The 14,642-nt window shown below is 52.7% G+C and carries 13 protein-coding genes and 1 riboswitch; of the genes, 8 read left to right on the top strand and 5 right to left on the bottom strand.

The features are described 5' to 3' along the window. Window positions 1-155 precede the first annotated feature (155 nt). A complete protein-coding gene (locus tag F456_RS0110025) occupies window positions 156-1,520 on the top strand; it encodes a TrkH family potassium uptake protein (protein WP_018976892.1) in 1,365 nt (454 codons plus the stop codon). Window positions 1,521-1,570: 50 nt separating this feature from the next. Next, window positions 1,571-2,926 carry an HNH endonuclease gene (locus F456_RS23590; protein ID WP_018976893.1) on the top strand — a complete coding sequence of 452 codons (1,356 nt, stop codon included), beginning with the start codon at window positions 1,571-1,573 and terminating at the stop codon, window positions 2,924-2,926. Between the two features lie 169 nt (window positions 2,927-3,095). On the opposite strand, the gene F456_RS0110035 is transcribed toward F456_RS23590, so the two are convergent. Continuing rightward, window positions 3,096-4,637 carry an ATP-binding response regulator gene (locus F456_RS0110035; protein WP_018976894.1) on the bottom strand — a complete coding sequence of 514 codons (1,542 nt, stop codon included), beginning with the start codon at window positions 4,635-4,637 and terminating at the stop codon, window positions 3,096-3,098. Window positions 4,638-5,019: 382 nt separating this feature from the next. Here F456_RS0110035 and F456_RS23985 point away from each other — a divergent pair, with 382 nt between their 5' ends. Further along, window positions 5,020-5,196, top strand: a complete 177-nt coding sequence (locus tag F456_RS23985; protein WP_018976895.1) for a CsbD family protein — start codon at window positions 5,020-5,022, stop codon at window positions 5,194-5,196. Window positions 5,197-5,419: 223 nt separating this feature from the next. Here the strand turns inward: F456_RS23985 and F456_RS0110045 are convergent, their stop codons facing one another. Continuing rightward, on the bottom strand, window positions 5,420-6,019 hold the full coding sequence (locus F456_RS0110045; RefSeq protein ID WP_018976896.1) for a TVP38/TMEM64 family protein: 600 nt from the start codon (window positions 6,017-6,019) through the stop codon (window positions 5,420-5,422). Between the two features lie 191 nt (window positions 6,020-6,210). Here F456_RS0110045 and F456_RS0110050 point away from each other — a divergent pair, with 191 nt between their 5' ends. Both F456_RS0110050 and F456_RS0110055 read left to right on the top strand, forming a co-directional pair. Further along, the gene (locus tag F456_RS0110050) at window positions 6,211-6,720 is read left to right on the top strand and encodes a cupin domain-containing protein (RefSeq protein WP_018976897.1); all 510 of its coding nucleotides are present in this window, start codon (window positions 6,211-6,213) and stop codon (window positions 6,718-6,720) included. A 171-nt stretch (window positions 6,721-6,891) separates the two neighbouring features. Continuing rightward, window positions 6,892-8,391 carry an amidase gene (locus F456_RS0110055; protein ID WP_018976898.1) on the top strand — a complete coding sequence of 500 codons (1,500 nt, stop codon included), beginning with the start codon at window positions 6,892-6,894 and terminating at the stop codon, window positions 8,389-8,391. A 155-nt stretch (window positions 8,392-8,546) separates the two neighbouring features. Here the strand turns inward: F456_RS0110055 and F456_RS0110065 are convergent, their stop codons facing one another. Beyond that, window positions 8,547-9,029, bottom strand: coding sequence for a nuclear transport factor 2 family protein (locus tag F456_RS0110065; protein ID WP_018976900.1), 483 nt, complete (start codon window positions 9,027-9,029; stop codon window positions 8,547-8,549). A gap of 382 nt (window positions 9,030-9,411) precedes the next feature. Further along, window positions 9,412-9,548: riboswitch (cyclic di-AMP (ydaO/yuaA leader) on the top strand. On the opposite strand from F456_RS0110065, the gene F456_RS0110070 reads away from it, so the two are divergent. Together F456_RS0110070 and F456_RS0110075 are read left to right on the top strand one after the other, a co-directional pair. Further along, complete coding sequence (locus F456_RS0110070; protein ID WP_018976901.1) at window positions 9,547-10,020, top strand: C40 family peptidase; 474 nt, start codon at window positions 9,547-9,549, stop codon at window positions 10,018-10,020. It overlaps the preceding riboswitch by 2 nt. A 238-nt stretch (window positions 10,021-10,258) precedes the next feature. Beyond that, window positions 10,259-11,161 (top strand): DUF72 domain-containing protein, encoded by a 903-nt coding sequence (locus tag F456_RS0110075; protein WP_026293792.1) that lies wholly within the window; start codon window positions 10,259-10,261, stop codon window positions 11,159-11,161. A gap of 128 nt (window positions 11,162-11,289) precedes the next feature. On the opposite strand, the gene F456_RS0110080 is transcribed toward F456_RS0110075, so the two are convergent. Beyond that, window positions 11,290-11,877 (bottom strand): nitroreductase family protein, encoded by a 588-nt coding sequence (locus tag F456_RS0110080; RefSeq protein ID WP_040925149.1) that lies wholly within the window; start codon window positions 11,875-11,877, stop codon window positions 11,290-11,292. Window positions 11,878-12,254: 377 nt separating this feature from the next. Here F456_RS0110080 and F456_RS0110085 point away from each other — a divergent pair, with 377 nt between their 5' ends. Then, window positions 12,255-13,754 (top strand): alpha-amylase, encoded by a 1,500-nt coding sequence (locus tag F456_RS0110085; RefSeq protein WP_018976904.1) that lies wholly within the window; start codon window positions 12,255-12,257, stop codon window positions 13,752-13,754. A gap of 126 nt (window positions 13,755-13,880) precedes the next feature. Here the strand turns inward: F456_RS0110085 and F456_RS0110090 are convergent, their stop codons facing one another. Then, window positions 13,881-14,507 carry a LysE/ArgO family amino acid transporter gene (locus tag F456_RS0110090; RefSeq protein WP_018976905.1) on the bottom strand — a complete coding sequence of 209 codons (627 nt, stop codon included), beginning with the start codon at window positions 14,505-14,507 and terminating at the stop codon, window positions 13,881-13,883. Window positions 14,508-14,642: the final 135 nt, after the last annotated feature.

A 14,642-nucleotide genomic window follows, 5' to 3' on the forward strand; every position in this document is an offset into this window, starting at 1 on the left:
AACATCTCGGCATTCGATCTCTACCTGTTCGAATTTTATTCCTGTAGATTCACTCCCGCTGCCGGAAGGTTATAGCGTTTCCTTTACTTTGACGAGCACCGGTAATACAATGAATCGGAAATCCCATTTCTATCCTATAACGTGAGGACTCGATTATGTTCAAACCTGTAAGAAGCCGCAATCCGCTGCTGAGGCTCAATCCTCCCCAAGTATTGGCCTTCGGTTTTCTAATTATGATTCTAACCGGATCAGGCCTATTGTCCCTGCCGGCGGCCTCGACTTCAGGCCAGTCAATGCCTTATCTGGATGCGCTGTTTACAGCCGCTTCCGCAACCTGTGTAACCGGTTTGTCCGTATTGAATCCCGGTGTCGACCTGACTAAGTTTGGTCAATTGGTCGTGATCGGACTTGTGCAGATAGGCGGCCTAGGCTTTATGACGGTCGCTACACTCATTGCACTGGTGTTCCGTCGTCGAATTACATTCCGCGAACGCTTAATTCTTCAGGAAACCATGAGTCAGAGTTCAACTGAAGGTATTATTCGATTGATCCGGAAAGTTCTGCTGTATGCTCTTGTCATCGAATCGATCGGAGCGATCCTGCTGTCTATTCGTTTTGCTTTTGAAATGCCTTTGGGTCAAGCCGCTTATTTTGGAGCTTTCCATAGTATCTCCATATTCAACAATGCGGGCTTCGACCTGTTCGGCGCTATTGAAGGAAGAGCAGGCAGCCTGATCCACTATGTAGATGATCCATTCGTCAACTTGATTGCCATGCCGATGATTATGCTCGGCGGGATTGGCTTTATTGTGATCGCCGACCTGCTGGATTATCGGCGCAAACGTAAGTTGTCTCTGCACAGCAAGGTCGTACTATGGATGTCGAGCATTCTCGTCGTCATCGGCGCAATCGTTATTTTTATTTTCGAGTTTACCAATCCTGCCACTTTGCAGCCGCTGGATTTCTCGGGCAAAACATTTGCTTCGGTCTTCCAGTCGATCTCTGCACGCTCGGCTGGACTCGTTACGATCGAGGTCACCGATCTGCGTCAGGCGACGCAATTCTTCATTGTTATCCTAATGTTCATTGGAGCGGCACCAGGCTCGGCTGGCGGCGGCATCAAAGTCACGACCTTTGCTATTCTGATCGGAGCGGTTCTGGCTATGATTCGCGGCAAGCAGGATATCGTATTTTTCCACTATCGAATCGCTCAGGACCGCGTGTACAAAGCAATTACGTTCTCTTTGCTGTCCTTCCTGTTGATTCTCGTCGCTGCCATGGTTCTGTCCGCAACAGAAGATTATTCCTTCCTGGGCATTCTGTTTGAAACTACGTCCGCTTATGCAACAGCCGGCGCTTCCATGGGCTTAACTTCACAGCTGACGCCGTTTGGCCAAGTCGTCATTACCGCCCTCATGTTTATCGGTCGTCTCGGTCCGGTTACTCTGGCCTTTACGCTAACGCCTAGAATGGACAAAGAACCTTTCCGATATCCGGAGGGCAAAATCACGATTGGATGAGGATTGGATGACAATCTTAATCCATATTCTATGAGGAAGGAGGATCACGAATGGGACGTAAACGAAGCAGAAAACGTACAACCGACGAAACTGCCGAAACCCGGGTTGCCCCGCCGGAACCCGCTTCCAGCGAAATCGAATCGGCTCCAACCACACAAGATTCGGAAGCCTTACGTTCCGAGAAACGTTCCGAATCCGCTGTGACTGCCCAAACGGACAGCAGCGGCGAAACCGAATTTTCGAACGAGACGCAGACGGACGGCAGTGTTCGCAGAAAGCGCAAACGCAGACGGAAGAAGCGCTCCGGAGCGAATGCGAATACGGCGGCGGATGGGAACGCAAAAATCCAAACAGACGGTGAACCGTCTGTCTCTATGCAGTCCAAGTCTGACCCTGGATTGGAAGACTCCGAAGAAGCGGCGGCTCAGAAACGTGAGGAGCCGAACTCATCTGCTGAGCATAAGCTTACGGCGGACCAAGCCGCCAAGCCGCGTAAAAGGCGGCGTAAGCGCCGCAGAGGCGGTGCGAAGAAGCCAGCATCGCCGAGCGACGATATTGCGGCACCAGGGTCCGGCGAGTCAAGCCTACCGGACCTTGTCGAGGCGCCAGCTGCGGAGTCCGGACGTCCCGAAGAGCCGGCGAGTCAAGCTGACTCCCTCCGGGACGGAGGTGCTGAGGCACGCGGCGTCAAGCTGTGCCTGCACTGCGGCGAGGAGAAGCCGCTGGGCGATTTCCTGAGACGGACAGGGAAGCGGTCCGGCAGCGGTTCGCGGCGCGGCACCTGCCGCGATTGCCGCAATCGGCGGCAGGCAGCGGTGCTGGAAGGCCTTGATGAGGCTTCCGATCCGCTTCCGCCCTCAGCCGACGCTCAGCCGCCTGAAACCCTGCCTGCGGAAGCGGAAGCTGTTGAGAACGTTCCCAAGCGGCGTGTTCGCCGCCCTCCACCGCAGCCTCCGACAGACGCACTGAGGGAGCCGACCCGCGAAGCCGAACTGAGACCAACCCGGCAGGGCACAATCCGTATGCGCGGCCGTACCGATAAAGGACGCCGCTGGCAGCAGGAGACGGACCTTGAGATGGCACGCTGCCTTGTACGCGAACATGCCGCAGTTGTCGTGAACCGCTTTACCATACGACGTCTGTACACGAATCGTTCGTTCCGCCGCTATATTCTTGAGCGGGACCATTATACCTGTCATTTCTGCGGTGAATACGGCGATACGATCGACCACCTTCTACCGCGTGCCAAGGGCGGACATACGACGCCGCTCAACTGTGTCTGCGCCTGTATGCTCTGCAACCAGAACAAAGCCGATCGGGATCTGGACGAATTTATGGAAGATGCCGAACCGTTCGAGGATGTCTCCAACGAAGAACGGCTTGATGCCCGACATGCTGAACGTTAAAGAGCTTCTCCACCAGTTGTTATTCATAATCAAAAGGACCTTTCCCAATGCCTGCACTTCGCAGGCTTCGGAAAGGTCCTTCTTAGTTGGAGTGACACTTGCTGAACATTTACAAATCGCTCTCTGGCGATTATTCGTATCTGCGAACAACCGCTGTTAATTTGCACCGTCACGCCGTGGTCGGTCCGCAGGCTGTGCTCAGAACCCTGCACAGCTCCGATCGCCGCACCGGCTTCGTAAGCAGCCCAGTCGAGGCTTTGGCACGAGGCTGTGCCTCTCCCCCGTGAGCGAGCGGAAGCAGCAGAACCAGCGGTGTCCGAGGCGCATACTGTTGAACGCCGGACTGCCGTATCGTTTCTTCATCAAGTTCCCAGTCGCTCAGCAGCAGGTCGAACGGACCTTCGTGAACAAGTGCTGTCGCCGCTTCCGTTTCGCTTCCCGCCTGCCGAACTTCTATTCCAAGACGCTCGGCCAAATGGGACAGCGTACAACGGGTTCCGCTTCCGGAAGCCGCAAGCAGCAGCCGCCGGCCTTTGAATTCGACTGCCGAATCCGCTGAACCGGTCCCTGTATCCTGACCGATCTCGAGCGGCAGCACAAAGGTCATCCGGGTTCCCTGTCCTTTGCGTCCTTCCGCCCAGATTTTCCCGCCCATCAGATCAACCAACCGCTTGCTGATCGATAGACCGAGTCCGGTTCCTCCGTAATCGCCTTCCTCCGGTCGATGCACCTGCTCGTAATCATGAAACAGCCGAGCGATCCCGGCTTCCGAAATTCCTATGCCGGTATCACAAACACACACCTCAATCCACGCCCGCTCTTCTCCGTCGCCCTCCAGCCGCCGTGCCGTAATTCTCACTTCGCCGGCTGGTGTAAACTTGATCGCGTTACTGAGAAGATTACTGACGACTTGACGAATCTTGCGTACATCGCCAATCAGGATCAGCTCCGGATCCAAATCCAGATCGAGAGTCAGCTCAAGTTCGGAACGCTGTGCCGCCTTGGCTGCAAACTGATACGCGGTATCTTCAAGTGCTCCAATCAGATCCATAGGCGCTGTTTCCAGCTTCATTTGCCGCGCTTCCAGCTTCCCGTAATCGAGAATGCTGCCGACCAGCTCCAGAAGAGACTGCTGACTGTCCTCGATAATTTGCAAATACTGTCTCTGCTCTTCGGTTAAGCCGGTTTCTTTCAGCAGTTGGGACATGGCGACAATCCCATTCATCGGCGTACGGATTTCATGCCCCATAATGGCAAGCAGCTCGCCGGTCTGCCGGGCGGTCAACTCCGCATTTTCCCGGCTTCGTTTAAGCTCGCTCTCGCGCTCCGTCACAACGCTTTTTTGTTCTGATTCCGTCAGCCTGGCCAAGACCGAAGCTGCCCGTTTCAGTGCGTCCTCTTCGTCACTGTCGAATTTCTTGTTGTCGCGAAGCGCACCCAAGACGCCCTGCTCGCGATCACACTGCAGAGGAAGCGGTACAGTTGTCCTGTAAGGTACAGCGCCCTTGTCTGCTATCTCCAGCGGCTCGCCGGTCTGAATACCGCGGTGCGAACGCCCCCAGACGATCATCGTTTGCATGCCTATTGTCGTCCGCTTGGCAACAAACAGCGTATCTGCATTCGTCAGACCGCCCGTCAGTTCCAATAAATCGTTGGCTGCCGCAGTCAGGGCTGGAGATGGACAGAAGTCCGTTTTCATCGAATATTCCACTTGTCATTCACCTGCTTTCCATGGGAATGGGAAATCGCTATGCGCCTATTGGCAGCAATATGAAGGGCAAACGAATCGTGTTGTAGGATCGATGATGTAAGTGCAGCGCAGAGAAGTGGTGGCTAAAAGCTTCCGATTTTTCGCAAACACATGATTGGAATCATTATACCATCAATATGGGGGAGGTCGTCCAATAAAACCCTTGCAGCTCACCCCTTTTTTTCCTGTCTGCAAATTCGTTTCCTCACTCCCCAACTGGCTCGCTTGAGAGACAGGCAGGGGCTTTTTTCGTTTAGCCGCAGCTTGCAAAGGGTATATACATGCTAAGACCGAGTCACACCGCCTATGAATTTATCCTTACTCAACGAAGGAGCTGTTTGATATGAGCGACAACGGAATGAGCGATAAAATCAAAGCCGGAGTTAACAAAGCCAAAGGCGAGGTTAAGGATCAGATTGGCAATGCCACAAATAATCAGGGCATGCAGGCAGACGGTAAAGTGGACAAAGCCAAGGGCAGTGTCCAGGATAAAGTCAGCGATCTGAAGGATCGGCATTAAGAACAAGCGATCCTATCCATAATTCCCTTCTTAAATGTTAATATTAACTTTTATCCTTTCATTGATCGAGCGAATGACACCGAGCCGATCGGTGTCAACCGGAACACCTGTGTTTCGGTTCCCTTTAAAAGAGACTGCCCCCGCATCTGCGGGATGCGGTCTTTTTGCTGTGTTTAGTGCTGCTTCCGGTATCGTTCTACTTTTTATCCCGTCGCTGCTCGGCTCATTCAGACTCCCGGGTAAAATAAGCTTCCGCCCGTCGGCTGACCCAGAACGAGAACGCGAGAAATCCTGCCACATACAGAAGCTCGTACGGCCGCTCCGCAAACCGGCTCAAATCATGTCCGACGTATGAAACGGCCAGCACCATGATCGCTTTCCCGCCGGCAATGGCCAAGAAAAAAGGCAGCTTGGGCATACGCGCAACGGCCGCTGCCGTATTGACAATCGCAAACGGACCGACCGGCATCATGCTGAGAATAAATACAAAGCTAAAGGCATTGCGGCGTACCCATCGCATGCTTTTTTGTACTTTCGGCCGTTCCGCCCAACGTTGGAAATATGAATGCGATGCGATCGCCCGAACGATTAGAAACGTAGTCATGCAGCCGGCAACCAATCCGATCCACGAATACAGAAAACCCAGCCATAGTCCGTACACCGCCGCATTAACGCCAACAATAACGGCCGTCGGCAGCGGCGGGACGAACGACTTCATAAAGGTCAGGAAGATGCCCGGCAGCGGGCCGAGTGCGCGAAATCTTTCCAGCCACTCATTCAAATTTTCTGCCGTCATATACGATAACAGATAGAGGTTCAGCACATGCCGCTCTCCTTTCGGGATTTCGCCTCTCGGCATATCCGCTATTATAGCGGGTAAACGGACTTTTCGCTTTCAACTGCGGATTTCCTCTTAATTGGGCACGTTTTTGAAGCACTGTTCCGGGTAATAATGGCCATATGGCCGGGAGTCCGACTCCTTTCACGCCCGCCAATGAAACGGAGGTATACACAATGAGCGACAAAAATGATCCGCAGTCCTTTTTCTTCGAAGATGATGGTATCATTCCCAACAACCCGAAGTATCCGGTGCTCCTGTATTCCGGCGCTCTGAAGGACAAAGCGGAGTGGACGGAATCCATCCTTAACGGCAACGGCTGGCGCAACAGCTGGGAAAACGGCGTTTTCAACTACCACCATTACCACAGCAATGCGCACGAAGTGCTTGGCGTTACGCATGGCACGGTTCTTATTCAGCTCGGTGGAGAGAATGGGCGTTCCTTCGACCTTCAGGCAGGCGATGTTATCGTATTACCGGCCGGAACCGGTCATAAGCGCATTACCGCAAGCGATGACTTTCGAGTTGTGGGAGCGTACCCCGATGGAACCGACTATAACACACGTATCGAAAATGACGGCAAACGTGAACAGTCGCTTGGTGAAATCGCCGAAGTGCCGATTCCGAACACTGATCCCGTATACGGAGATGACGGTCCGCTGCCGAAGATTTGGTCCGGCCGTTAACCCAGCCGTTTAATCTAGCCATCCTGAATTTCTGCTGCAATATTGCGCCTTTCAGGCGCTTTTTTTATTTTTCACCCGGCTTTGTTGTACAATAATGTCATCCTATGCCATCCGGATGCTGACTTTCTTTTGGCAAATACCGGACGGCACACAGAAAGAAGGAGCTGCCCCATGAAGTTCGAACAATATGTCCAATACGATGCTGTGGGTTTGGCGGAGCTGCTGCGCAAGCGCGAGGTGACCGCCGCTGAATTGATGGAAACGGCCTATGCCCGAATGGACGAAGTCAATCCGGTGCTGAACGCTGTTGTACGTCAGCGACGCGAAGCTGCGCGGCAGGAAGCGGCCGGTATGCCCGTACCGACCGACGATCGGCCTTTTGCCGGTGTACCCTACCTGCTGAAGGATATTTCGCAGGCGCTTGCTGGCGAGCCGCTGACTTCGGGATCGGTGCTGCTCCAGGACCATATCGCGCGCCGCGACTCCAACTATGTTGCCCGTCTGCGGGCCGGCGGCCTTATTCCACTGGGGCATACGAACACGCCGGAATTCGGATTGAAGAACATTACCGAACCGACCCTGTACGGTCCGTCGCGCAATCCGTGGAATACCGATTATTCCCCGGGCGGCTCCAGCGGCGGCGCAGCGGCCGCCATCGCCTCGGGCATTGTGCCGATTGCCGGCGCAAGCGACGGCGGCGGCTCAATCCGCATTCCGGCATCGTTCACCGGCCTGTTCGGCCTCAAGCCGACGCGCGGCAGAACCCCGGTCGGCCCTGGCGTCGGCCGACAGTGGCAGGGCGCGTCGATCGACTTCGCCCTGTCGCGCACCGTGCGCGACAGCGCCGCGCTGCTGGACCTGCTGCAGGTGCTGCAGCCCGAAGCCGCATTTCAGACGCCCCTCTACCCCGGCGTCTACGCCCAAGACATGCTGGCGCCTCATTCGCGCCCGCTGCGTATCGCCTTCACGACCGCTTCGCCGGTCGGCACGCCCGTAAGCGAAGACGCCGTGCAGGCGGTAATGAAGACCGCCCGTTGGCTGGAAGACCAAGGGCACGAGGTCGAAGAGAAGCTTAGCCCGGTCAACGGCGTACGCTTGATGGAAAATTACTATACGATGAATGCCGGCGAAGTGTCTGCCATGTTCATCTCATTGGAGCGAATGCTCAGTCGTGCAATCCGACCCGACGAAGTCGACATCATCACCTGGGTATTTGCCGAAGCCGGTAAAAATGTCTCCGCTGCCGAATTTGTTCACAGCCTAAACGAATGGGACGTTGCTGCGGCGCAGATGGCCGAGCTGTCCGCACGTTATGATCTCTATATCACGCCGGCCGCTGCTTTCCAGGCGCCAAAAGTCGGCGAACTGACGCACAAGCCCGACGAGATATCGCCGTGGATGCGCGTCAGCGAGCTGTCGATGAACGAGCAGCGCCAGATGCTTTACGATATTTTCGAGCGCAGCCTGACGTATACGCCGTTCACCCAGCTTGCGAATCTGACAGGGCAGCCGGCGACCAGTCTGCCGCTGCATATGACGCAAGACGGACTGCCGCTCGGCGTGCAGATGATCGCCGCCAAAGGACGCGAGGATCTGCTGCTGCAGGTAGCTGCGCAGTTGGAACAGTCAGAGCTCTGGATCGGGATGCAGGGCAATCCGATGATGGGTTAGGTTTTCTCTATACACTGAATATTTCTGTTGAAAAAGCTGCTGCCGATCGGTGATCCGATCCGGCGGCAGCTTTTCTTTCATTCTTTTCTAAATCCATTTTCGTATCCATCTTCAGAACCATCTTCCCTCGGCTCTTCTCCTGCTGCCGCTTCCTTTTACTCGTAAATGAACCAGACTTCGCGGATCTGTCCATCCTTCGTTTCGTAGATGGCTGCGGCATATACGGCTTCGTCCGAGTCTTCGCGCGTTACTCGTTCATGGTCGATTACCCGACTGCCGATTACCATTCGGTTGATCAGCTCCGCATGCACTTTATCAACCTCGAATCGCTTGCGGTAGCGCTCGCGCATCATTTCCCGACCTTCCACAATCAGCGACCCGTCCAGCAGATTATAGAGCCGCACATCTTCCGCATACACCTCCAAAAATCCCTCCAGATCGTGAGCATTGTACCGATCGAGCTGGCGCTGCGCCAGTTCCTCTGCCTCAGATGATGCTGAACGAGAGAGCAGCCCTTTCGGTGCATTTTGCGGCTGTATTTTATTCACGCTCTCGGTCAGGCGGTCCGATTTTTGTATTTCTTCCAACTCTTCAGTTTTTCTTTTTGAAACATTCTCTTCGCAGTCTCCCTGTTTCACTTCGTTCCCTCCTATCATTTTTGCAGCTCTGGGCAGAACTTCCACTGTCGATCATTTTCCTGTTCATTGTAACTTTTTATGGACGTTCCGGCATCGTTTCGAGGGAATTGGTTCAGCAGGAAACCTTGAAGCAGACAGCGGATAAGGCGATAAATCATTACAGAATGGTTACATTTTTTCTCTATTCGTTTTATTTTTTTAATATTCTCTAAACAATTGGGCGTTTGCAATCGATAAAGAAGAAAGAGAACACGAAAAGAGCAAGCGGGAAGCCCATTTGAAACAAACTCAAATGCACTCACTTCATTAACTTTTAACATACTAATTACATTTTCTTCATCAACTTTCTGTAGGTCGCATTCTTACTGAGATCATTATAACTAAAAAATAAATGCCGAGTTCTTATTTCAAGAAGCGGGGGAACCACTCTGGGTGAATTGATTTCTGTCTGTACTGAAATCATAGGAAACTCCAACCGAACCCAATCAGCTAACCTCGTAGGCTTTGGAGGAACATCATGTTCAAAAAAATTTCTTTGGTTTTGGCTGGCACAATTTTACTCTCTTCTTTTAGCGCTTCAACAACGGCTCCGGTTTCTGCAGGAGAGTCGTTAAGCGAAAGTGTGAACGAATATGTCGGTGTCCCTTACAAATGGGGCGGCACCACCAAGAACGGTATGGACTGCTCAGGCTTTATTCTTGCGGTGTTCGATCACTTTAATATCGACCTCCCGCGCGTATCCAGAGATCAAGCCAAAACCGGCACACCGGTTGCAAGAGAAAACCTTCGTCCAGGAGACCTCGTATTTTTCAACACTTCAGGTAAAGGCATTTCTCACGTTGGAATTTATGTAGAAAATAATAAATTCGCCCATGCCTCCAGCAGCAAAGGGGTAACGCTCAGCCGGATGGATCAGGGATATTTCGCAACCCGGTACGTAACGGCAAGAAGAATCACAAACGACAGTTCTTATCAGCACATGGTTAGATAATAAGGAATTGAAAAAGACTCGGAATCCCGGATTCCGAGTCTTTTCTATTTTCTCCACCTGACTCTCTTCCCACGATTCTCTTTGCACGATTCTCTCCGCACAGTTATCATGCAGCCGTTCTACTCGCCCTCCTTCCCCTTCGATCCGATTGTTCGCGCCGCACTGCGTTTAATAACTAGCAGGGCAAGGAAGCACCGCCGATTCCCTGCATGCACAACACCGCAAAGGAGGGATTCCTATTATTACGATCGGACTGACCAATTTCAGCGATCATGACGAACTCTACGGCAAGAAGAAGCCCAACGAGCGGTTGGCCGCCTATAGCGAAACCTTCAAGCTCGTAGAGCTGGACAGCTCTTTTTATGCCATCCAACCTGTGAAAAATTATGAAAAGTGGGTCTCTCAGACCCCGGACGATTTCGGGTTTATCATCAAAGCGTATCAAGGTATGACCGGGCATCTCCGCGAGAAAAAGAATTACTTCGATACACCCGAGGAGATGTTCGCCGCTTTCCATAAAAGCCTGGCACCGGTTATTGAAGCGAACAAGCTGACCATGACCTTGTTCCAATACCCGCCCTGGTTTGACTGCACCCGTGAGAATGTGGAGAAGCTGCGCGTGACACGCGAATTTATGAAAGACGTGCCATGCGCGCTCGAGTTCCGGCATCAATCTTGGTATTCGCCGCAGTTTCGAGACAAGACACTCGACTTCATGCGCAAGGAAGGCTGGATTCAGACTGTTGTCGACGAGCCTCAGGCCGGCAGCGGCTCCATTCCGATCATTGCGCAGGCCACGAGCGACGAAGCGACGTACGTCCGCATGCACGGGCGCAACGTTGGCGGCTGGCACAAGAGCAGCGATCCCAACTGGCGCAAGCTGCGCTATTTGTACCGCTACAGCACAGAGGAACTGACGGAGTGGCGCGACATTCTGCTCGATCTGGATAAGCAGTCCAAGCACGTCTACGTCGCGTTTAACAATAATTCGGCCAAAGACGCTACGCCAAACGCTCTGGAATTGATGGAGCTCCTCGGTCAGCCGATTCCGGAAGGTGCACCATGGCCGCCGCAGGAGGAAGCATCTGAACCGAAGCAGGCGACTCATGCAGACGAGCCCAAGCAGGAAAAGCTTTTTTGAATAAAAAGATGTGAATAAAATAAGTATGAATAAATAAAAACGCAAAAAGACCGCCCCAACGTCTTGTTGACGATCGGAGAGCGGTCTTTTTCTCATGTCTATGACTTCGCTCGGACTAACGTTGAAGCTTACTTAAACCACTTCAGACGCTCTTCCAGCGGTTTGAACTCTTTTTCGCCAGCCGGAGCGGTCGGTTTGCCGAACGGCATCTGCGCGATCAGTTTCCAGCTCTCCGGAATGTTCCATTCCGGCTTTACTTTCTCATCAATCAGCGGATTGTAATGCTGCAGCGAAGCGCCGAAACCTTCCGCCTCCAGCAGTGTCCAGATCGCGTACTGGTGCATGCCCGAAGATTGCTGCGACCAGATCGGGAAGTTGTCCTGGTACGCCTGATACTGTTCCTGCATACCGCGGATGACCGACTCGTCTTCGAAAAAGAGAATCGTACCGTATCCGGCTTTGAAGCTGTCCATTTTTTCCTGCGTCGGTCCAAAGTTTTCTGCCGGAACAATCTCTTTCAAAATAGCGGTCGTGAAGTCCCACAGTCTATCATGGTGCTCGCCCAGGAGGACAACAATGCGCGCGCTTTGCGAGTTGAAAGAGGATGGAACGTGCAGTAAAGCCTGCTCGATCAATTCGCGAATTCGTTCGTCGGATGCGGTTTGTTCCTTGCTGATTCCGTAAATGCTGCGTCTGTTTTTCATCAGTTCAAGCATGCTTTCGGTCGTCAAGTTAAACGCCTCCTCTAATAAATAGTCCAATTTATTATTACCTGTTTTTGACGTTCCCCAAGCAGATTCTTAAAACTTTAACACTGCAAAAAAGAAAAACGTCTCGAAATCCTAATTTATGTAAAAAAATATGCTCGTCGTTTAGTCTCTCTTGCTTTCGGGTAACTTGTATTATTCTTATTAGCTAGCAACATTTTTAATATGAAGCTTTCCAATAGAATCATTTCTTGTCTTCCACTCAACCGATTAAGCCGGACGCTTCTGCGTCCTTTTTTATACCCGATTCATGGGCTATTTCTGGTGCGGCATAGTTGTCAGCCAAATATCCCGCCAATATGGAATCACAAGGAGGCTCTTTGTTTATGACCGCAAATCACACAATGATGCAATTTTTCGAATGGCATGTACCGGCGGACGGAGAGCATTGGAACCGGTTGAAGGAAATGGCTCCCGAGTTAAAAAGGTCGGGAATCGATTCCGTATGGATTCCACCGGTAACAAAGGGCCAATCCGCAGAAGATACCGGTTACGGTGTCTACGATCTGTATGACCTTGGTGAATTCGATCAGAAAGGAACCGTCCGCACCAAATATGGAACAAAAGAAGAATTAAAAAGCGCGATTGCAGCCTGTCACGAATTTGGCATCGCCGTGTACGTCGATCTTGTCATGAACCACAAGGCTGGCGCTGACGAGACGGAACGCTTTCAAGTGGTTGAGGTCGATCCCAACAACCGCAATGAGGTCATCTCCGAAGAAACGTTCGAGATCGAAGGCTGGACCAAGTTTACATTCCCAGGCCGAAACGACCAATATTCCTCTTTCAAATGGGATGCCCGCCACTTCAACGGCACAGACTACGACCAAGCAACCGGTCGTACAGGGATTTACCGGATCGAAGGCGAGCATCGCAGCTGGGATGACAAGGTAGACAACGAGTTCGGCAATTATGACTATCTCATGTTCGCGAATATCGATTATCGGCTGCCCGAAGTACGTGAAGAAATGATGTCATGGGGCCGTTGGCTCGTCGATACGCTTCAGTGCAGCGGGTACCGCCTGGACGCAATCAAGCATATCAACCATGATTTTATCCGCGAATTTGCCAGTGAAATGATCCGCAAACGCGGCGAGGACTTCTATATTGTTGGCGAGTTCTGGAACAACGACCTGAACACCTGCCGAGAGTTTCTCGACACGGTTGATTACCAGATCGATCTGTTTGACGTTGCTCTGCATTATAAGCTGCATGCAGCCTCTCAGTCCGGCAGTGCCTTCGACCTGACGACAATTTTTGATGATACGCTTGTACAGACTCACCCGACACATGCGGTCACCTTTGTAGACAATCACGACTCTCAACCGGGCGAATCGCTCGAATCATGGATTGAAGACTGGTTCAAGCCGATTGCTTACGCGCTGATTCTGCTGCGCCAGGATGGCTACCCTTGCGTCTTCTACGGCGATTACTTCGGAATTGGCGGAGAGAATCCAATCGAAGGCAAAAAAGAAGTGATCGATCCACTGCTCTACGCCCGATGCCAAAAAGCTTACGGCGATCAGGATGATTACTTCGATTTCCCGAACACGATTGGCTGGGTGCGCCGCGGCGTCGAAGAAATTCCCGGCTCCGGCTGTGCGGTCGTTGTCACAAACGGGGATCCGGGCGAGAAACGAATGTTCGTTGGAACCGAACGCACCGGCGAAGAATGGATCGACCTGACGGGCAATCGTGAAGAGAAAATTGTGATCGAAGAAGACGGCTTTGCCACCTTCACCGTAAACGGCGGCAGCGTCTCTGTGTGGGCTCTTCCGGAAGAAGACCGCAGCATGGACTGCTCGATGGACGCACAGGGCGAATAAGGAAGTCGAACGACAAAACTGCCTTACCGGTTGATGATCTGCAGCTGGACAGCTAGGCATTAAAAAACCGTCTCTGCGGCGAAAGTGCCGCAAAGACGGTTTTTTTGTCGTTCGGTTATTCCATAATCAGAACAGCGTATCCTGCGCCAAATTCCACAGCAGATACAGCGCGGTCACCCAAATAAACAATGCCGAGCCTTTGTTGAACAAGATCATCAGCCGGCCGCTGCCGTCGAAGCGGCGCAGCGCGGAACCCGCTCCCGCTAACCCGACAAACCAGAGCCAGGAAACGACGATGCAGGCTGCGGCGAAGCACAGCCGATCCGCACTCTCATAGACGAGTGCGCTGGTTCCAATTACCCCAATTGTATCAAGCAGGGCATGCGGATTCAGCAGCGAGACGGATGCCGCAAACAGCATCTGCTTTGAAGCCGGCAGCGCTCGTGCCGATATGCCGCCGCTTGTCGCAGATGGGCGCGAACGCCACAGCGTTACGCCCATATACAGCAGAAAGACGCCCCCAGCCAGCATCAGTACGATTCTCAGCGCCTCGAACTGGAGTACGACGGCCGAGACACCGTACACGGCCAGCAGAATCAACAGCGTGTCGCACAGCGAAGCCGCAAGAACGGCTGGAAGTGCGCGGGACACACGCGGTTGAGTCGCCCCCTGCGTAAAGACAAAGACATTCTGTACGCCGAGCGGCAGAATCAGCCCGAAGGCCAAAATAAATCCATGCAGGATAGCTTCCAATTGAACATCGACTCCTTTTCCTCTTCTATGATACGATGCGGGGAGAAAAAGAAAACCGCCAATTGGACGGTTTTCGAACCATCCAATTTGGCTGCGGTACTTTTACTTCTCCGAAGAGCACGCAGCCGCCAACGT

The organism is Saccharibacillus kuerlensis DSM 22868, from assembly GCF_000378145.1.
Classification (GTDB): Bacteria; Bacillota; Bacilli; order Paenibacillales; family Paenibacillaceae; genus Saccharibacillus; species Saccharibacillus kuerlensis.